This window comes from Candidatus Methanomethylophilus sp. 1R26, assembly GCF_001481295.1.
In the GTDB taxonomy this organism is placed as follows: domain Archaea; phylum Thermoplasmatota; class Thermoplasmata; order Methanomassiliicoccales; family Methanomethylophilaceae; genus Methanomethylophilus.
Genome location: NZ_LOPS01000048.1, coordinates 35,672 through 54,981, shown reverse-complemented (window position 1 = coordinate 54,981; position 19,310 = coordinate 35,672). Strand labels below are relative to the sequence as shown.

Genomic DNA, 19,310 nt, shown 5'->3' with positions numbered 1-19,310 from the left:
GTATCCTCGGATGATGATACCGACTTGAGGGTGCAGCGGTATGGATCGGAAATCCCATTCCCGAAGGTCTCGTATGTAAAACTCGAACCTTCGGCTGAGTACACAGAGTATCCTTCGGACTCGGAGGACAGGGGAACGGAAACGGCCAGGAGTACGGCGGCAAGGACGGCCGCTGCCGCCGCAGGAGACATCCTCATTGTGAGGATTTCCTCCGGTGCATGACCAGGACTGCTGCCGCCAAAACGGCGATTGCAATCACGGCCGCTGCGGCAACAGCCGCTGTCGGCAGCCCGCCGTCGTCATCCGACGACTGGGACCTGACGTTCACGGCATAAACCGAGAGGTGATCCGTTTCGAAGGTTGCCCTGCCGTTGATGGGATCGTACTCCGCCGGCCCGACTTCCACCAGGGAATCCCCGTCGACGCGCCAGACATAAAGATCCCCTGACGGTGCCGTCCCGGTGATATTCACAGTCAGCGTTATCTTTTCGAAGGATGTCTGCTCCTGCCCGCCGCACTTCAGGGTTATAACGAACACCTGCGTGTCCTCCTTCCCTCCGACTGCGCTGTACTGGTCTTCGGTCAGCAATTCTTGGGAGAGATCCCGGGCGAGGGAGAATTCCGCGTCCCCTGCAGACGAGAGGGAGTTCAGCTCGTCGCCGGAAATGAGGATGTTTCCCTCGTTGCCGACCATTTTCAGGGAGATTCCAGCGTCCGACGCTTGGCCATGTCAGAGGCGGTGATCTTTCCATGAACAACAAGCGTCAGGTCCGCACTGCCCAGATCGCCTGTCTTCAGCGAAGTTAGGCTGTCGATCGCCGCCTCCGCAGACAATCCTCCCTGAACTTCGGCGGAGATGGATGATCCAGAACCGGACTTGGAAATGGTGAGTTCATATCCATCGGCATATCTGACCTCTGAGTCGGTAGCGGACACCTTCCCGTCCGAGTCGGTCGTCTTCTCAATCACGGTGTAAGACAGCACCTCCCCTTCGGAATCCCGGTTATAACTGGTCGCAGTCTCCACCGTGCGGATGAGGCTCCCCGAAGAGTCATAAGCATACCTAGTCACCGCCCTTGACATCAGATGGCCGGCCGCATCGGAAACGCTGATCTCCGAGGACAGGCGGTTGCCGGAAGAATCTGAGGATTCCACGGTCTCCGTCCGACCGCTATCCGAGAACACCGTCGTATCGGTCTTGGTGCCTGTCTTATTCCCGTAGAAATCCACCACAGTCATGTTGCGAGTGACGGTCCTTCCGTCCTCTGAGGCAACCGTCGAATCAGTCTTGTCCATACGCACCGCATCTGGAGTTCCCAAAGCGATGGTTCCGGTAGGTTCCTCGGAAGTGGTCCTGAGCCAGAGCCCGAATACGCTGTCTACGGAGATGTCGTAGAGGCCGAAGGACAACTGGTTGTAGGTCCAATTGTCGGGGTCCGCGAGATTTCCGGACGAAAGGTCGTAACGGTACTGCGACCAGTAGGTCCAAGTCCCGTACCCTCCGCCGCCCGCGGAACTTTCCTTGGTATCCTGCCATCCCAGGAAGTCCAGGAACCACCCGTACATGTCGGATTTGATCCCGTACTGGAAGAACTGTTCGCCTCCGACATACCATGTCACGCGGTCAGTGGCGGTGGTGTCGATATTGCAGGAGTACTGCGAGAAGAACTCGTTGTAGACCGCATGTGCCAGAGCATCATTGTTGTTGAAGCCGTTGCCGTAGATCCAGAATCCGGCCTTCATGCTCTCCCACCCGACTTGGTCATAAATGGCTCTCATCCATCTGTTGCTGTTCAACTGGTCGGTCCATTTGTCCCATCTGAGGAAGAAATGGACAGTGTACTCCACATCGATGTCCGGGGCCTGGTACGTGTTCCTCCCGTCAGCGGTCTTCACCCTCTCAGAGAATGCGACCGCGAGGCTCGCACCGGAGTGGCAGTCCGAATTGGTGTTGGATACTGGGTTCCAGCCCGTAGGAGACTTCCATATGAACACGACCCAGGATGAATCCTCTGTGTTTTCCTTCCCGTCGATGCTCTTGATCTGCCCGTTGGCCTTAACCTCCAGACTGTGATGTCCCTGTGTGCTCACGGCATCGGTAACAGCGGCGCGGACGGTCGTCCGATTGGAACCACTGATAGTGAAGGTGTCATAGGTTCCGTCCTCTTTGACCAGATAAACGTGGGTCTCCAATTCGAGAGGATCGTCTGGAACCGCATCGGAGCCCTCGTCGGAGACCGCCGAGATGGAGATCGAGGCAAGGGCGACTGCGGCGGCTGCGAGGATGAGGACCTTGAACCAGGCTTTCATGCTCTCGCCCTCCTGCGGAACAGGAACCCGGCCGCGAACAGGCAGGCTGCAATTGCAGCTATGACTGCGACGGCTGCGACAACGGGGAACGAATCTCCATCGTCGCCGTCCTCTTCCGGCATATAGCCTAAGGCATAGAGCGACAGATGGTCTGCCTGGAAGGTCATCACCCCATCGCTGTACGATGCGCCGGGAATCTCGGTAACGGTGCCGTCGTCGCCGATACGCCATACTGCGGGCGAAACACCGTCACGCAGGGCGATGCTGCAGCTCACCGAAACGGAAACCGCGCCAGCGATGCTGTGAATGACGTCCCCTCCGCTCCTGAGAGTGATGTCGAAGACCGCAGCGTCCCCTGCGACCTTTCTCTGGACGTCGCTCATGGAGGGAGAGGAGATAGACTCGAACGCCACATCCCCTGACAGGGCCCCGAGGGTCTGGGGACCGAGCGTGATCGTTGTGTTCCCGTAAACCATTGTGACTGAGGCCCCAGCCGAATCGGCATAGGCGCTGTCTTCCGCCGTCAGCGAAGAACCGGTCCTGAACATCAGGTTCCCGGCATCGCTCCCGAGAAGGGCGACCGCGTCCGCACAGTCGGCTATCGACGTTCCGTCCGGAACTTCGATGATACAGCTTCCATCGCCCCGGAGGACATCGAAATTAATCAGCCCGTCGGTCACATCGGAGGAGACGGTGTCGGTACCGATCTTCTCATTAGTTGCATGTTGGAACTTCTGCACGGTGATGTCTGTACGAACGGCTGAGTTCAGGGTCTTCCTGACCGTATGGGTATCCGTGCGGATGCCTGAGATCTTATCAAGGCTGTTCTCGGTCGTGTCCGATATCACGACTCCGCCGGTCCCGCTCTCCGTGACTGTGGACGAGTAGTACTCGATGTCTGCCGTCTTGGTCCCGTCCGCAGCGGTGGTGACAGTCGTGCTCTCCGTGACTGTGGAGCCGTCCGACTCCGAGGTCTCAGAGTGGAACACGGTTTCAGAGACTGTAGCGCCTTCAGCGTCGGTCACGACGATAACGGTGTCCCTCACGATCGACTTGCCGTCTGCACTGGTAACGATCTTATCCGAAGTATGTTCCAGGCCGCCGCCATCAATCGCCTTCACAGTCTCGGATTCTACGATCCTGTTCCCGTTCTCGTCAACGGTGGACTTCGGGAGAACGTTCACGTTGATCTCGAAGGCCCTGTCGGCGACGACAACTGTTACGACTGCAGTACCGACGGTTATACCAGTGACAGTAAAGCTGCCGTCTTCTTTATCGACCTTTACGACGCCTTCGTCCGACGTTGAGATGGATGCTACGGAAACATCGACCGTCTCAGTTCCCTCGAATGGCACATTCATCGTTTCCGGCAGAGGGACATCGTCGGCGGTGGGCGCGCTGTCCCTGTAGATCATGACATGGCCGACGGCATCGTCCATGGAGCCGGTGCTTCTGAGGTTGCATTTGATGTATTCCCCCTTCAGAAGGTAATACCATCCTGCGTCTCCTGTGGCGTCCGTGTGTTTGTTCGAACCGTCTGCAAGAAGGATGACATACCTGTACTGAGCGTTGATCGCAGAGCTGTCTCTCGATGTCGCCGAATAATCAGAGGTAAGATCGGAAACACTGTTCCATGTGTTTCTGGCCACGCTCATTCCATAAATGCGGTAGGTCTTCTCGCCCATGATCGCGGTATCTTTGTCGATGATGCATCCGGGATAGAGGCTCTCCACTACCGCCTTCGCATTGACTCCGGTGCCCGAGGACACGGTCGCCGATGTTCCGTCTATGGTTATCACGTTCACGGTGAACTTGCTCGCTGTTGTGTAGCAGTCGACCTTGCCGCTGTCAATGTAATAAATTAGTTCGCCGTTAGGGCCGGCGCGAACCGCCTGAGACCCCCACTCAACCACAGGAGTGTCAAATTTGGTGTAATCGGAGGCGAGCGACCATTTCCCGTCCTTGTATTCATCGGCGAAAAGATAGACTCCCTGCCGCGAACTGTCGTACGGGAGCATATAGATGTACACCTTCCCTTCGTCTTCGTAGGCGGTGTTGACCACCAGCCCTCCGTGTGAGAAGGGGACGTTGTTCGATATCGCAGACTCGGGAACGGGAGTGCCGTCCTCAGCGATATCGTACGCAATGAAACTGTTGCTTCCTGGGTCTTCGTCCGGAACTGCCCTCACCAACAGGTATCCGCGCCCGTTGTTTATGACCAGCCCCGATGCAATCCCTTTGAAGGTATCGCCGGAAGGGGTCTTGATATCCTGATAGTTCGGAGTGCAGAACTTGCCTTCGCCGAAATCGAACTTCACCCACATGATTGCTGAGTTCTTGTTTTCCAGCCCTTTGATGACTCCGTCGAAGAGCCCGGCACAGTACGCTGTCAGATAGAAATACCCATTATAGAATGTCAGCCAACCGTCGTCCCACGGCATCCCAGTGAAGCCCGTGAGCTCCTGGGTGACAGATTCCTCGGTCTCCATGTTGAATGCGGTTATCGCTCTATACCCCGTGCTCCCGACCATCGTTGTCGCTTCCAGGAAGAATATCCACCCGTTCTTCACGATCAGCGAGGAGTACTGCCCGTACTGAGCGAACAGCTGATATCTCTGCAGCGGGTGGCTCTCATTCTGCCCGTATAGGTTGATCTTCGTCCCGGAACTGTCCAGGTCCTTGTCCGGTTCGGCGCTGGTCTTGAACATGGAGAGATATCCGGTGCCGTTGTCGATGCAGCCGTAGAAATAGCCGTCGTAATACGTCGCGAACCTCAGTGTAGATGGGATATCATATAGGTAGTTCAGATTGAGATCGTAGGCCTTGTATCCAGTCGTGTCCAAGATGGTGCCGTTTCCGTAGCTTATGTAATGGTAATAGTTCATCGCCAGACTGTCGGATTCGACATAATGGAGGATGGCGCCGGTCGCGATATCGATCTGGTAAAGATACCCTCCGGCGCGCGTATAAGCCCAATCGCCGACGATCAGAGGGGTGCAGGGCGCACCCTGCCAGACTCCGTCGGTCTTAGTGAAATTCTCGCTGCCGACCGACCATATTTTCACAAGAGTGTCGTCCTCACGGGGCATGCCCTCGACATCGATGATGCTGAAAAGATTAGTGGATGGGGAATAATTCCTCGTTTCCGCAGTGACAGTGATGTCGCTTGCGACGCTCTTGATAGTTATCGAGGAGCCTTTCTGGGTATATTCAGAGTCGCCGATAACGGCCCACCCCGTGAACTCGTATCCGGTTTCAGCCTCGAATTCTAAGGTCATACCGTTCTCAAACGCGGCGGATCCGAAGACGTTCCCGTCGGAGTCCGTGATGATCCCGTGTCCGGAAACCGCAGTGACCGTATACTCGCCCTGCGCATCGGATTGCGGAGAGCACAGCACCGCTACGGCCGCCAGCAAAGAGACCACAACAGCCGCAAAAATCAGTTTCTTCGTTGACATGATAGCTCATCCCGAGTGTCGTCGGGAAGGGATGAATCCCTCCCCCGGAAAATTTCATACCCTCCTGGAATAGGCGTAGACTATTCCAGCAACCAGGCAGACCGCTACGGCCGCCAGTGCGACCGCCATGATGGCCGTGCTGTCATCTTCATCATCGCTGCCCGTGTCTATGTGGCCGACGGCGTACAGAGAAGACAGGTTCCCGGTCGCGAAGGTGACAGTGCCGTCGGAGTACTGGGCCTCGATCGTCTCTGCTACCGAGCCGTCCGAAATGCGGTAGATGCTCACGTCATCCGCACTCTGACCGTCTTTCAGGGTGTAGGGAACGGTAACGGTAACGGTGCCGCCGTTGAGGTAGGTATTGCTCCCGAAACCAACGGCGTACACGGCCGCATCCTTCGTCAATGCAGCGGTCTCATCATCGAGATTCTCCATCGCCCGGATAGTGAGCGTTCCAGCGTTCAGCGCAGCCACGGCCTTGCTGTCGAAGGTGAAGGTACTGTCGCCCATCGAGACTCTGAGGAATGCACTGTCGCTCGAGGCATAAGATTTCAGAGTTCCTATGCTCTCGTCGGTAAGAGTAAGGTTTCCATCCGTCTCCGCATTCAGCGAGATGACCCCGTTCACAGGTGCAGGAATATACAGTTTCCAGGATGCCTTGAGGGTCAGGTCCCCTGCCGGCATGGTCTCAGGCACGGAGTACGCTGCACCGTCCTTCAGCCAGCCTGCGAAGGTGTATCCTTCCTTCGTCGGTTCGGGAACCGCGATCGCAGTTCCGCAGTCGGCGACTATCGAATCTATAGCCGAGCCCCCGTTGGTATCGAAGAAGATTGTGTAGCTGTTGGCGGTCCAAACAGCAGTCAGCGCTATAGTCAGAACCCCGTCCTCGCTCACTGCTTTCGATAGATCGATGGTGCTGATCAGGGAGCCGTCACTGTAGGTCCTGTTTCCGTCAGACCATCCGGCGAAGGAATAGCCGGCCCTCTGGAACCCGTTGAGGCTCAGCACAGCCGTGGCGTATCCTTCGTCCTCTACGGTGAACCTCTGCATCTCCGTAGTTCCGGAAACTGGATCATCGGATACAAACGAGATAGTGTAACTGTTTACGATCCAGACAGCAGTAAATGTCAGTTCCGCATCCGCTTCCGAGGTGAGGTTGAGGATATACGCTTCATCTGCGAAGACAACATCCTTGAACATCCATCCTCCGAAAGAATAACCGTCTTTCGAGAAGGCATTGGCCGACAGCTTGGTGTTTTCACCGTATGTGACGGCCTGGTCTGCCATGTGCCCAGACCCCCCGTTGGAAATGAACTTCACCGTGAATGTATTGGGAGTCCATTTAGGGTACATTCTGAGCGTATGATCAGGCATCGTCCCGGTAGCTTCCACGGGAACAGTGAAACCGGCATCGGAATACCATCCGCCGAAAGTGTGCCTATTTTTCTATCAGTGTCACGGAATATTCTGCTCCGTACTCAAGATACATGCTCTTGACGGGGCCATTATTCTGAACCGTGAACAAATACGACTGCAGATTCCATCCGCAAGCATATAGGGTGATGCACCCGTTCGATTCGGATGTGAGGTTCAAGACATTTGCAATATTCCCATAATCCTTCCCGGAACCATCCGCTTCCGTGTTCCAAGTGGCCAGAAGATAGCCCGTCTTCTCGAATTTGCACGGAACCAGGTTCTGGGCAACTCCATAGACGAATTCCTGAGTGTAAGGCTCTCCGGTCGCGCCGTTGGGCTCGAAAGCAACAATGTAACGATTGGGAGTCCAATGAGCATAGAGCGTAGTCTCCGCCGACTGCGGAACCCAGGCCCCGTTTTCTATCTTGTTCCCGTCCGCCTCCGAATCGAACCAGCCGGAGAAGGTGTACCCTAAGCGGGTTGCAGTCTGGGTGAAGACAAGCGCCGATCCGCTGGACAGGGTCAGGGTCTGCGTTCCGCTCAGCATTCCGCCGGCGGGATCGAAGATCACCACGCATTGAGAGGACTCTACCCACTGCGCATACAAAGTTACCGTTGCGCCGTCCGCCGAAGCCAGATTGACCACAGCGGAATTATTGGCATACAGTGTGCCTGTTCCGTCGGCAGCGGTGTTCCAGCCGCTGAACACACTGCTGTCTTTCGTGAAAACGTTCGGATTCAGGCGGATGCCGTCCCGTAGGCCATGGTCTGGCTCTCCATAGTGCCTTCGCCTCCGTTGGGGTTGAAGGCCACCGTATAGGAAACTGGCGTCCATTTCGCGTACAGCGTCATATCTCCCGCTGGCACAGTTATCGGCGACGAAAGTATGCTGAGCAGGGCGCTGTCACTGCACCACCCTGCGAATATGTAGCCTTCGCGCACAGGGGCGTCCGGGAGCAGCATCTCCGAACCATATGCCGCAGTCTTGCTTTCTATCGCGGATCCGCATTCGAATCGAAATCGATGGTGTACATCACTGCTGAGGTCTTGGCGTAAATAGTGAGATCGGAACTGACAGGCCCCGCAGCATAGGCTGTCGATAACTCTGCATCCGTATACCAGCATTCAATGCTGTTTCCCGTTACCGAGATCGCCGGGACAGAGAAATTGCCAGAGAGGGGCGATGCGCACAGATAGGCTTTGCCTCCCGCAATGCATCTGACGGTATGGGTTTTGATCAGCTTCTCCCCGTCGGACGCGAACGCGCAGCCCTTGATGTTATCGGCTGACGCAGATATAGCAGTGGTTCCGTCAGAATCGAGGAGAGATATCGTGCCGAAGGCAGAACTGCCAACTTTTGCCAATGATGCCGGGAACGCAATGTTGAGTGAAGTGCAGCCGTCGAAAGAGCTCTTCCCGATGGAACTGACGGTTTCCGGCATGACGATATACGATAGAGATGCACAGTTTTGGAATGCATAATCGCCGATGGATTCGGTATTGTAGAGGTATACCTTTTCCAGGGACATGCAATTTTTAAACATGTTCTTTGTAACGTTTCCGTAAATCGATATCTCCTTCAGACTGCTGCATTCAGAAAAATCAGACGTTATCGTCGTATTCTCGTTGGTGATGACAGTCTGCAGGGCCGCGTGACCGAACAAGGCGCCAGTGACTTTTGTGTCGGAGAGATCCAGATACTCGAGAGCAGGGCAATTGAGGAACGGTTTACCTTTCAGTACATCTATGCTCGTCCAGGTAACCGACTTTAGCATGTCGCAGTTGGTGAACAGGTTCCCTGAGCCTTTGTTGATAATATTGGGCAGTTCGACCGATACCAGCGATGCATGTGCATAAGTATTGAAGAAACTGTTCGAGACCATGGTGACGGTCGCATCTGCGTCCTCGAATGCGATGTCAGTGATGCTTCTGCAGCGATCGAACGGTATCGAACTTTTGCTGTAACCGATCTGAGTGACCGATGAGGGGATCACTATTTTGCCGACCGCGCTCTGAAGACATGAATAGAGGATCGTTCCGTCATTGCTTATTGCCAAAGGCCCGCACTGGTTCCAGAGCGTGAAATCAGGGCCGGTGTAGACGATTGCATTAGGGCAGTCGGTTGAAATCATTCCGAAAGCAGATTCGTCTGCAGAGACATTGTTCAGGGTTATCGATTCAAAACTTTCGCCTTTGAAAACCCCTACGTTCAGTTTTACAACTGTCGAATAATCCCCTACAGAAATTTCCCTTATCGATGTGTTTGAGAATGCGCCCTTGCCGATGTCGGCAACAAGGGGGGGAAGACTGATTGATGTAAGGCCCGTATTATTAAAGCAAGCGTCACCGATTGTTTGAAGGTTCTCCGGAAGAGTCAGAGCGGTGAGGGATATACAGGAACTAAACGCATTATCACCCATAGCAACTATACCTGCTGGGAGCGTTACATCTGAGATAGCGCTGCAAGTATTGAATGATGATTTGGGCAATTCAGTGATGTTGGCCGGAAGTACGGCTTTTTCAAGATTTTTGCAAAATGCAAATACGCCCTCGCCCAGTGATGTGACGGAGTCTGCTATTTTGACAGTTTTAATTCCTGAATATTTGAGCGCGTAATTTCCGATATACTGCGCACCGTCAAGAACCTCGATGCTGTCGAGCGAAGTATAAGAGAATGCATATGCTTCGATGTTGACCGAAACAGAGAAACTTCCGGTTTTCGAACGGTCGAAGAATATGACGTTACCTGCAGAATTGTAAACGGCCCCGTTTTCGGAGCGATAATTGGGATTGCTGTCTGAAACGGTGATCACTTTGATGTCTGCCGGCCATATTCCGATAAAGGTAGATTTCCCATCGCCGTCGTGAAGATCTGAGATTTTAGATGGGACGCATATCGATGTGAAACTGCATCCTTCGAAGACCCTGATTCCGATGCTTTTCAGATTTTCATCCAGAACCACGCTTGCCAGACTGCTGCAATTCATAAATGCACAATCATAAACGGCTTCGACGCTGTCCGGGAGCACTAACGATATGATTTTCGTACCAGCGAACCCGGAGGCACCGATTCCTTTCAAAGCGGTACAATCCTCAAAATTGACATCCTTCAGGGAACTGGACGAAAATGCGTTCTTCCCGATTGTTGTCAATGAAGATGGGAGGGTAATCTGCTGGAGAGAGGTGCAGGAGGCAAATGCATTGTCATCTATTGTTGTCAATGAAGATGGAAGGGTAATCTGCTGGAGAGAGGTGCAATTGCTGAAGAGGTTGTTTCCCGTCGACTGAATTCCCTCTCCAATAACAGCAGAAGTGAGACTGCGGCATATTTCAAATGCGCTGGCACCGATAGTGAGTTTATCGTTCTTTTCGATGACTACAGATTTCAGGGAGGAATAATTTCTGAAAGCTTTAGCCTCGATATGAGTCACATAATATGTTTTCCCATCATCAGTAGTTATTGTCGCCGGGATGGTGATGTCTGCAACCGACTTGTCTCCTCCGGTAACGATGGCCTCATTTGTATCGCCGGTCAGAAGCCCATATTTCACCCCCCTGTTTCATAAGTTCCATCATACACGTCCCCCGAAGAATCCGGAGAAATCAAAGATCCCGCGGCCACGATAGCAGTTATAAATAAACCCACAATCACAAGTTTAACATCAATATTCACAACTCTCACTAATCCTACCCATCCCGGTTAACACCCCCTTTGGGGGGAAATGGTTTACAGGATCAACCGGCAATTCGCAACTGTTGAATCGTCCTTTATCGGCCCTGATCAGACCTCGAATTTCAGAGTGTCCGAGTTCGGAAGTCCAGGGAAGGCAGGCATGACACTGCTGCTCGGCGATTCCCAGAATATTAGGCCGATGTACTGCGACTCGACAGATGTGATGTATGCCATGGTGGTATTGTTGAAGGCCCACCCCGCATCGTTACCTGATGTCGCATGGTACTGTGCCCAGTAAATCCAAGATCCATTGGTTCCCTCATAAGTGCCGAGCCCCAGGAAAGTATCTATCCATCCGTAGGAACTTGCGGAGAACTGCCAGCCATCATTTTGACTGCAGAAATATTCGAACGCAGTCAGCGCATTGAAATCGTTCGAGCCGAAGGCTTGTGAGTTGTAAGTAACGCTGACCCAGAAGCCTTCCTGAATCTCATCTTGCGTTACGTCGGCGGGCAAGTTTTCATTATTGAAGTAGGAGTAGACTCCGGGGTATATTTTGATGAAGTAGTAGAACGTGCTGGCAGTTTCAGTGGGTGCGCTGAATACCACCACGATGCCTGACGCGTAGTAGTTCGTGCCGCTGATGTACGCTTCGATTTCGAGGGTTCCGACAGCCTTCCCGTAAACGGTCACGGAAGAGACACCAGTCATGGTGTAAGTGTCGGTGGTGTCGCTGAAAGAGACGAGGGTTGTACCGTCGTCGAGGTCATTGAGTTTCCAGCTGATGCTGCTTGCGGAATATCCGCTCGGGATAGTGGAGAGATCCACAGAGAACGTGGCGGAGTGGCCGTCCCCGGACGCGACGTAAACGATCGCGCTGTCGTTCGTGAGGTCGAGCACATTGTCGCCCGTGAGTGCAGAGGAGTCGTCAGCGCCTTCGGAATAGACCAGAGGCGCCGCGGCCATCATAAGTGCTACAGCAAGGGCTATCATAATGTATTTTTGTTTCATTTTCTCATATCCTTTGGTCTGTTGTGTCCGGGACACGGTTCCGGTCTGCGGCCGCATGTGCCTTCTCTTTACAGCACCGTGCAAGCGCTCCGTTGCAACCTGCCTCCGGGTCGGTCCGTACAGGTCAGTCCTGTGCCGACATTCAAAAATCCTGCAGTGTATCTTTATATCCACTCATTTTTGGTTGGTTTCTTTCCGCAACAGTCTACACCAAGAAACCCCGCAGCTCGAACCATCACGCAGGACACTTCACATTAAGATGTGCCAGACAAACAGATTTTACAAAACCAGAACGATAATCCAGACCGTATCGTGCTTCAGCATCAGATACCATGAGAATAGTATCAGATCATCATACACGTATTGGAATAATAATCCAACAAATCATCCGACAAGGCTCAGCGCGGCCCCTACCGCCGCCGCACGGGCATCCCTGAGCGTCGGCCCTCCGCCTATGACGAGAGCATCTCCCTCGGCCAGGGACACCGAACCGCGGATGGCCGCGGCCGACCGCGGATCGTTCGCATCAACGTCCCATTCGGGGGCCATCAGGAGCTTTCCCCCGCGGATTACCCAGGTGGTGCATCCCGAACCTCCCGAGCGGATGCCCGCATCGCGCTGGGCGGTCCCGCTGCCTACCCTTCCTGCGGCACCTGCGACGACCAGCGAGAAGGAGAATTCCCCGATGACGCAGCCCGGAGCGGACACATCTGCGAAACGGATCCCCATGGCACCCACCATGTTCCGGCCGGCGGGCCTTATTGAAATCCCGAACCTCCCGACATCCACGAGACCGTATCCTTTCATCAGATCGACCAGCCTGCGCATGCTCCCCTCGCCTATCTCCAATGCTGCGCACGCCTCCGAACGGCTTACGGACCTGCCGTCCCAGATCATCTTCAGGAGCCCAATGACATCCGAATCATCGAAACGGACAGAAGGACCCCTTCTCCCAGTCTCAATGATCAGCATCCGAGCCGTTCCTCCTGCCGGGGTCCGAACGGAACCTCCAGACTTCCTCCCCGAAGCGCGAGCGCACGACGGACATCACCTTGAACAGGGGGCGCCCGGTCTCGCATGCAATGTCGACGCAGCCCTCCCCTCTGAGATAGCGTTTCTCGATCCAGCGGTCCACTATCTCATCGCTCACTGCGCTGTCCTCGGCCGGAACCCCTGAGAGCGGCCCGATCTTCCACCGTTCCGATTTGCATTTAGGGCATTTCACCGGGCCTCCCGGCCTGCGGGGCTCCCATTCATATCCGCAGACGCGGCATTTGCACCTCTCCGCCGGGACGTTCCAAGAGTAAGAGCCGCATTTGGGGCATTTCTTCGGCTCCGGTCCACGGCTCTCCCATTCGTGCCCGCAGCGGAGGCAAACGCACAGCTCCGGAGCGGAAGCGGCATTGAAGCGCCTGCCGCAGTAAGGGCATGAGCAGATGCCATCCGCATCCATCACGGAACGGAGAAAGGGCTCCTTAGAGATGGGGGCATCCTAGTTGGACATATAATCCAATATGACTCCACTTGATATTTATCTTTCTTTCATGCACTCGTATCGGACTGATGATGTGGCTGCAAAGCGCCTCATTATCGAAGGATTTGATGGATGCGAAAGGACTCGTGTTTAGACTCGGGCCCGCAGAGGATTCAGAACTCGTGAATGACACCTGCAGATCTGAAAACGACCATCGAGACCCTGCATCTCGATGTGATCGTAAATCTCGGAGAGATGGGGATCTACAGGCTCCGGAGCCGGTGCATTCAGCGAGAAGGTGCCGGACCTGAGCATCTTGCTGTAATTGATGCACGAATCGTAGAAAATGCAGGATACGGCAGGAAACAGTTCCCTATGTCCCTGAATGGCCGCTCTGCAGACCTCGCAGAAAGGTACGGGGCCGTCATCAGTCGCGGAGGCAGCCTATGGGGACCACCGCGACGCCGTCCGAGCGCATGTACGCCTGATTGCCGCCGGTCAGCACCATCTTGAAGCTCGGAAGCTTCAGACCTTTCTCTTTGACAAGGCTCTCAATCCTGCACAGGTGCATGGCACCCTCGTCGATCTCCCTGCTGCCGAGCTTCACCTCTGCGAGAGCGTAGCGCCCGTCGTCCAGATGTATCACGGCATCTGCTTCGAGACCGTACCGGTCATGATAATAATCGATGTCCCCCCTGAGAGCGGACGAATATACCCTGAGGTCGCGTATGCACATGCTCTCGAAGAGGAACCCGAACGTGTTGAAATCCTCGACGAAGTTGTCCGACGTTATGCCTAGATAATATGCTGCGATCGACGGGTCCACCAGGTTCCTCTTTTCCGATGTCCTGATGGCCGATTTCGATCTGATCGCCGGATTCCAGGCAGGAACGTCGGATATCAGGTAAGTGTTCCTCAGGGCCGTGATGTACGCATAGAACTTGTCCTCAGACAGGGAGATATCGACATTCTGAACGTCTTTGTATATAGTCTGAAGAGAGGCCATGGTGCAGATGTTCCTGGAATACGACCTGACGATGCTCTTGGCCAACTGCACGTCCTTGCCGTACCTCTCGATACTGAAATCCTCCCCTTCGAAGATCGCTTCCAGGTAGCCTGCCATCCTGTCTCTGCATATCTCCTGACCGAGGCCGAGATTGGCAGGCCATCCTCCGCGGCAGATGCATTCCGCCAGTTTCCTGACCGTGAGATCGGCGGTCGCTCCTCTGAGATCGGCCGTCCCTGAGAACAGGTCCCTGAGGGAGACCGTCCCGTTGGATTCCCCCGATTCGAAGAGGCTCATCGGGTACATGTCCAGGAACCCGATCCTGCCGGCTCCGCTGTGCTTCGTGGATCCCTCCTTGGGGACGCTCGATCCGGTGAGTATGAACTGGCCTGCGCCATTCCGTTCGTCCACTTCGTAACGCACTGAATCCCATATCTGCGGATACTCTTGCCATTCATCGATCAGCCGGGGGGTCGGTCCATCGAGAATCAGGGAGAGATCGGTATCTGCTGCCCTCAGATAGGCCTTGGCATCCTTGCCCTGCATCATGATCCTGCTCTTCGCATACCTGGATGCGGTGGTGGTTTTGCCGCACCATTTCGGCCCTCTGAGGCAGACGGCTCCGAAAGCATTCAGCTGGCTTTCGAAACGTTCATCGATGGCCCTGCGGAGATACTTTTCGGACATGGATGATTCAACGCATTGCCAGTATATTAATTACGGTAATTTGTGGCAATTTCTGCGGTAACTTTGCGGTATCTCAGTACGGAGATTTGCGCTGTTTCAGTACGGTAATTTGCGGTAAATTCTGCGGTAACGTTGCGGTGGATGCGCATGCCCATGAATCCTGGGTCAAGCAAAGTTCAGAATGGAAGCGAAAGCACGATGGCCGGAACCGAGGAACAGAGAAAGAAGATGAAAAACCCTGGCCGGTTCAGTAGGTCTCGAGCACGAGATGGGTCCCGGACCTGAGATAGATCAGGGGGATGCAGAGTTTGCGGGCCCTGCGCCGGAGCTCCTTGTCGTTGGTGAGGATGTAGGCATGCTCCCTCTGGGCGACCTCGAGGACGGAATCGTCCCCGTGCGCCTCCGAGGGCACGATCTCCCTGGACCTCGCCAGCGCCAGGGCCGCCTTCGCCCACTTGCTGTCGAGGTGCTTGAGCTCGCCCACCAAAGGCCCGGGGACGACGAAACGGACGTCCCCGAGGAGGCCGGACACCTCGGCATCGAGGTTGATGCCGATCTCGAACGGCATCAGCAGGGCATTGGTGTCCAGCACTACGGTCTGCATCGGCTCACTGTTCGATCACGCCGTAGCCGATGAGGCGCCACTTGTTAGAGATCCTCCTTGAGATGGCGACCCTCTGGCCCGGCAGGATGCAGACGGGGAGTTTGAGGACGACGTCGGCCTCGCCCTTGCGGGCGCTCCTGACGACGCCGACGGTGGTGGCGATGCCGACGCTCAGCATCAGCGGCTCGCTGCTCTTGATCTCGTCGACGTTGAGCTCGTCGGCGGCGCCGACGACGCGGTCCATCAGGGTGATCTTCATCGTGAAGGAGCTGACCACCTTGGGGGTCTTGCCGGGGAACCCGATGACCTTACCGGTGAGGCCGTCCGATTTGGTGATGGACGGGTCGAGCTCGGTCCCGAGGGCGATGAGGCCTCCGGGGACGACGGACTTGACCGCCCTCTCGCCGGCCTCGAGGGAGACGATCTTCGCGATGATCTTCTCGTAGGTGACCTTCTTGTCGGGAGCGACGACGCGCCTGCCGGGGACGATCTCGATCTCATCGCCGATCTTCAGCTTCCCCTGGACGAGGGTGCCGCCGATGACGCCGCCCTTGATGTCCTCGGGCACGGTGCCGGGGGAGTTGATGTCGAACGACCTCGCGACGTACATGATAGGGTCCGCATCGGGGTCCCTCTTCACCTTCGAGACGATGGTCTTCTCGATGGCCTCGATCAGGAGGTCGATGTTCACGCCGCGGTTGGCGGACACGGGGACGATGGGGGCGTTCTCGGCGACGGTGCCTTTGACGAACTCCTTGATCTCCCTGTAGTTCTGCATCGCCTGCTCGCGGGTGACGATGTCGATCTTGTTCTGGACGATGACGATCTTGTCGATGCCGATGATCGAGAGCGCCATGAGGTGCTCCCTGGTCTGGGGCTGGGGGCAGTGCTCGTTGGCAGCGACCAGGAGCAGAGCCCCGTCCATCAGGGCGGCGCCCGAGAGCATGGTGGCCATCAGGGTCTCGTGCCCCGGGGCGTCCACGAAGGAGACCGCCCTCAGGAACTCAGTGTCCGCGCCGCACACAGGGCACTTCTTCTTGGTGCTGTACGCGGCCGCTCCCCGGCAGTTCGGGCACTTGTAGAACGCGACATCGGCATAGCCGAGGCGGATGGAGATGCCCCTCTTGATCTCCTCGGAATGGCGGTCGGTCCACTCGCCGGAAAGCGCCTTGGTAAGGGTCGTCTTCCCGTGGTCGACGTGGCCGATCATCCCGATGTTGATCTCGGGCTGCTTGGGGACCTTCATTCTTCCTTCTTCTCGCTGGGCGCGAGAAGCTCCTCGACGGGCTTGGGTCCGTACTCGGCGATGATCATGTTGATCTGCACGATCTCAGAGGAAATGGCGGAGCCGCGGGCGGCGACGCGCTTCCTCTGCCCAGGGTACTTCTCGTGGAACCCCTTGCCGTCGGCGAGGAGGAGCATGGTCCTCTTCTTGCCGGGCAGGTCTGCCCTCATGGGGGTCCCGGTCTTGTCGGAACCTCCGGTGATCTTCACTTTGTATCCGGGGAGGCCCACGAAGATACCGTCGACGACTTCCCCGATGTTCTTGCCATCAAGGGAGTTCGCGTAGTTTCCCGACACGGCAACGTTGTAGGATTTGCCGGTCTTCACATCGTTGAGAACGACTTTGAATTCAGCCATTTGAACACCTTTGTGTGAACGACCCATCGGTGCTTGGATTATAAATATTTCTTAAAGGGAAGCAGGGGGAAGGCCGCGGTTTCTTACTTGTATCTTAAATTCAGAACCGCAGTTTCATACCCGTATCTTAAAAACAGACCTGACGCGGCCTATGCGCGGCAGGCCCGGATGGTACGGAGAATTCCGAGCAGGCAGGGGGCTCACATGCCCCAGAAGGGCTCGGCGCGGCGCTTGATGGCCGCGATGTCGCTGAGGGCGAGCTTCTCGTCGTCGGTGAGGTCGGATTTCTGCACCTCTTTGAAGCCGGACTCGATCATGTCGGTGTAGAGGACGCTGCCCTCGTTCACCTGGCGGCCGACGGTGACGCCGTCGATGGCGACGGACACCTCATCGCCCTGAACGGCCTCTTTGAGGACGGTCCCGTCGTCGGCGCGGACGCTCTTGATCTCCCCGCAGGCCCTGCCGTCGGTGTCGATGAGCCCCTCCCCCACGCGGATGCGGCCGGCGAGCACGCGCACGCCGACGACGGCGGGCTTGCTCACGCGGAACACGTGGTCGGGGAGGATGGCGATCTTCGCCGGGAAGGTGTATGCCAGCCTCTTGTCGCTGTCGCTCTGCTTGGAGGACTCCTCGAGCCAGAGCTTGTAATCGTCGATGAGGGCGTAGACGATCTCGTTCGTCATCACCTTGATGCTGTGGGTGGCTATCTCGGCCTCCGCGTCCTTGGACACGGGGACGTTGAACCCCAGGATGACATGGTGCGTATCGTTGCCGTAAGAGCTCTCCAGGACGTCCCTGCGGGTGATCTCGCCGATGCCGTACTTCCTGATGGGTATGCCGGCGGCCTTCGCCTCATAGGCCAGAGCCTCCAGCGAGCCGATGGCGTCGGCCTTGATGGTTATGCCGCGGTCCTCGGTCTCGATCTTGATGGAGGTCTCCTCCTTGATCTCGGAGACGGCCGGGTCCTTGGCGTTCTTCACGACGCGGATGGGGGCGCCGGCGATGACCCCCTCGGCGTCCTGGACGGCGATCTTCACGCCGGCGGCCGCGTGGAGCTCCTTGACGCTGTCGAAGCGGTCGCGGGGGTCGCGGATCTCGTCGAGGGGCTTGGGCTTGAGGATGGCCTTGACGCGGGTGACCAGGGGGGCGCCCCGGGTCCCGATGGCGACGGTGGCGCCGGTCTTGAGGGTCCCGGAGTAGAGGATCATGTCGAGGGTCTGTCCCAGGCCCTTGACCTCCTTGACCTCGAGGATGGTCCCCTTGCCGGGGCCCTCCTCGTTGGCTAGCCTGGACTCCAGGAAGCGCTGTGCCAGGCCGATGAGCATCAGCATGAGGTCGGGTATCCCCTCGCCGGTCTTGGCGGACACCGGGATGAGGGCGACGGCCTTGGTGAAATCCTCGATCCTGTCGTACCTGTCGGCGAAGACGCCGTTCTCGGAGAGCTGGGATATGACGTTGTACATGTGCTCCTCGAAGACCTGGCGGGTGTGGTCCGACTGCTCCTTCTCGGCGAGGACGAACGGCCGGTCCTCGACGGAGTTCCAGCCCTCGATCGTATCGATCTTGTTCAGGACGATGACGAACGGGGTCTTGTACTGCCTGAGGATGCGGATGGACTCGATGGTCTGGGGCATCAGGCCTTCGCGGATGTCGATGACCAGCACCGCGATGTCGGCGAGAGATCCTCCCCTGGCGCGGAGCGAGGTGAACGCCTGGTGGCCGGGGGTGTCGATGAACAGCAGGCCCGGCACCGTGAACCTCTTGGCGCCGATGATGGGGCCGCACATCTCGTAGATGCGCTCGATGGGAACCTCGGTGGCGCCGATATGCTGGGTGATGCGCCCGCCTCGCGGTCCCCGACCGCGGTCCCGCGGATCTTGTCGAGGAGCTTGGTCTTACCATGGTCGACATGTCCCAGAACGCTAACAACAGGCTGCCTGATCGTCGTCATATGATGCCTCCCGGCCGGACCGTCTCGAGCAGGGCCCGTCTAGGGATAATAGTGAAAGGAAAGGGTTTGGGAAGGGGCC

The 19,310-nt window shown here is 56.4% G+C and carries 15 protein-coding genes and 2 pseudogenes; all 17 read right to left on the bottom strand.

Annotation, left to right across the window (positions count from 1 at the left end; genetic code table 11):
- Positions 1–193 precede the first annotated feature (193 nt).
- Positions 194–694, bottom strand: coding sequence for a hypothetical protein (locus tag AUQ37_RS08430; RefSeq protein ID WP_058748217.1), 501 nt, complete (start codon positions 692–694; stop codon positions 194–196).
- A 2-nt stretch (positions 695–696) separates the two neighbouring features.
- The gene (locus AUQ37_RS08425; protein ID WP_058748216.1) at positions 697–2,310 is read right to left on the bottom strand and encodes a hypothetical protein; all 1,614 of its coding nucleotides are present in this window, start codon (positions 2,308–2,310) and stop codon (positions 697–699) included.
- Positions 2,307–5,768, bottom strand: a complete 3,462-nt coding sequence (locus tag AUQ37_RS08420) for a hypothetical protein (RefSeq protein ID WP_157844384.1) — start codon at positions 5,766–5,768, stop codon at positions 2,307–2,309. The genes AUQ37_RS08425 and AUQ37_RS08420 overlap by 4 nt, the downstream gene beginning before the upstream one ends.
- A gap of 54 nt (positions 5,769–5,822) precedes the next feature.
- Complete coding sequence (locus tag AUQ37_RS08415; RefSeq protein ID WP_255354913.1) at positions 5,823–7,121, bottom strand: InlB B-repeat-containing protein; 1,299 nt, start codon at positions 7,119–7,121, stop codon at positions 5,823–5,825.
- A pseudogene (locus AUQ37_RS13780) lies at positions 7,107–7,193 on the bottom strand (hypothetical protein); the annotation flags it as partial. The pseudogene AUQ37_RS13780 and the gene AUQ37_RS08415, both read right to left, overlap by 15 nt.
- Before the next feature lie 13 nt (positions 7,194–7,206).
- The gene (locus AUQ37_RS08410) at positions 7,207–7,758 is read right to left on the bottom strand and encodes an InlB B-repeat-containing protein (RefSeq protein ID WP_235585044.1); all 552 of its coding nucleotides are present in this window, start codon (positions 7,756–7,758) and stop codon (positions 7,207–7,209) included.
- A gap of 33 nt (positions 7,759–7,791) precedes the next feature.
- Positions 7,792–8,019, bottom strand: a pseudogene (locus tag AUQ37_RS13775) (hypothetical protein); the annotation flags it as partial.
- Positions 7,923–8,147 (bottom strand): InlB B-repeat-containing protein, encoded by a 225-nt coding sequence (locus AUQ37_RS11570; RefSeq protein ID WP_058748212.1) that lies wholly within the window; start codon positions 8,145–8,147, stop codon positions 7,923–7,925. The gene AUQ37_RS11570 and the pseudogene AUQ37_RS13775, both read right to left, overlap by 97 nt.
- A gap of 29 nt (positions 8,148–8,176) precedes the next feature.
- On the bottom strand, positions 8,177–10,735 hold the full coding sequence (locus AUQ37_RS08400) for a leucine-rich repeat domain-containing protein (RefSeq protein ID WP_058748211.1): 2,559 nt from the start codon (positions 10,733–10,735) through the stop codon (positions 8,177–8,179).
- A gap of 230 nt (positions 10,736–10,965) precedes the next feature.
- Positions 10,966–12,042 carry a hypothetical protein gene (locus tag AUQ37_RS08395; protein ID WP_157844382.1) on the bottom strand — a complete coding sequence of 359 codons (1,077 nt, stop codon included), beginning with the start codon at positions 12,040–12,042 and terminating at the stop codon, positions 10,966–10,968.
- Positions 12,043–12,252: 210 nt separating this feature from the next.
- Positions 12,253–12,840, bottom strand: a complete 588-nt coding sequence (locus AUQ37_RS08390) for a DUF4443 domain-containing protein (protein ID WP_157844381.1) — start codon at positions 12,838–12,840, stop codon at positions 12,253–12,255.
- Complete coding sequence (locus tag AUQ37_RS08385; RefSeq protein WP_157844380.1) at positions 12,827–13,324, bottom strand: hypothetical protein; 498 nt, start codon at positions 13,322–13,324, stop codon at positions 12,827–12,829. The genes AUQ37_RS08390 and AUQ37_RS08385 overlap by 14 nt, the downstream gene beginning before the upstream one ends.
- A gap of 445 nt (positions 13,325–13,769) precedes the next feature.
- On the bottom strand, positions 13,770–15,035 hold the full coding sequence (locus AUQ37_RS08380; RefSeq protein WP_058748207.1) for an ATP-binding protein: 1,266 nt from the start codon (positions 15,033–15,035) through the stop codon (positions 13,770–13,772).
- Between the two features lie 247 nt (positions 15,036–15,282).
- A complete protein-coding gene (locus AUQ37_RS08375; protein ID WP_157844379.1) occupies positions 15,283–15,639 on the bottom strand; it encodes a PIN domain-containing protein in 357 nt (118 codons plus the stop codon).
- A 4-nt stretch (positions 15,640–15,643) separates the two neighbouring features.
- Entirely contained in the window at positions 15,644–16,885 is a 1,242-nt protein-coding gene (locus tag AUQ37_RS08370) for a translation initiation factor IF-2 subunit gamma (RefSeq protein WP_058748206.1), read from the bottom strand.
- Entirely contained in the window at positions 16,882–17,280 is a 399-nt protein-coding gene (locus AUQ37_RS08365) for a 30S ribosomal protein S6e (protein ID WP_058748205.1), read from the bottom strand. Before AUQ37_RS08365 ends, AUQ37_RS08370 begins: the two co-directional genes overlap by 4 nt.
- A gap of 200 nt (positions 17,281–17,480) precedes the next feature.
- The gene (infB, locus tag AUQ37_RS08360; protein WP_235585043.1) at positions 17,481–19,067 is read right to left on the bottom strand and encodes a translation initiation factor IF-2; all 1,587 of its coding nucleotides are present in this window, start codon (positions 19,065–19,067) and stop codon (positions 17,481–17,483) included.
- Positions 19,068–19,310 lie beyond the last annotated feature (243 nt).

What these genes read in the sequence shown, in the direction of transcription:
- AUQ37_RS08415 (WP_255354913.1), bottom strand. Translation starts at nt 7,121, where the DNA reads ATGTACCCTAAATGGACTCCCAATACATTCACGGTGAAGTTCATTTCC.
- AUQ37_RS08430 (WP_058748217.1), bottom strand. Translation starts at nt 694, where the DNA reads ATGGTCGGCAACGAGGGAAACATCCTCATTTCCGGCGACGAGCTGAAC.
- infB (WP_235585043.1), bottom strand. Translation starts at nt 19,067, where the DNA reads ATGTGCGGCCCCATCATCGGCGCCAAGAGGTTCACGGTGCCGGGCCTG.
- AUQ37_RS08420 (WP_157844384.1), bottom strand. Translation starts at nt 5,768, where the DNA reads ATGTCAACGAAGAAACTGATTTTTGCGGCTGTTGTGGTCTCTTTGCTG.
- AUQ37_RS08375 (WP_157844379.1), bottom strand. Translation starts at nt 15,639, where the DNA reads ATGCAGACCGTAGTGCTGGACACCAATGCCCTGCTGATGCCGTTCGAG.
- AUQ37_RS08425 (WP_058748216.1), bottom strand. Translation starts at nt 2,310, where the DNA reads ATGAAAGCCTGGTTCAAGGTCCTCATCCTCGCAGCCGCCGCAGTCGCC.
- AUQ37_RS11570 (WP_058748212.1), bottom strand. Translation starts at nt 8,147, where the DNA reads ATGCTGCTCCCGGACGCCCCTGTGCGCGAAGGCTACATATTCGCAGGG.
- AUQ37_RS08390 (WP_157844381.1), bottom strand. Translation starts at nt 12,840, where the DNA reads ATGCTGATCATTGAGACTGGGAGAAGGGGTCCTTCTGTCCGTTTCGAT.
- AUQ37_RS08370 (WP_058748206.1), bottom strand. Translation starts at nt 16,885, where the DNA reads ATGAAGGTCCCCAAGCAGCCCGAGATCAACATCGGGATGATCGGCCAC.
- AUQ37_RS08365 (WP_058748205.1), bottom strand. Translation starts at nt 17,280, where the DNA reads ATGGCTGAATTCAAAGTCGTTCTCAACGATGTGAAGACCGGCAAATCC.
- AUQ37_RS08380 (WP_058748207.1), bottom strand. Translation starts at nt 15,035, where the DNA reads ATGTCCGAAAAGTATCTCCGCAGGGCCATCGATGAACGTTTCGAAAGC.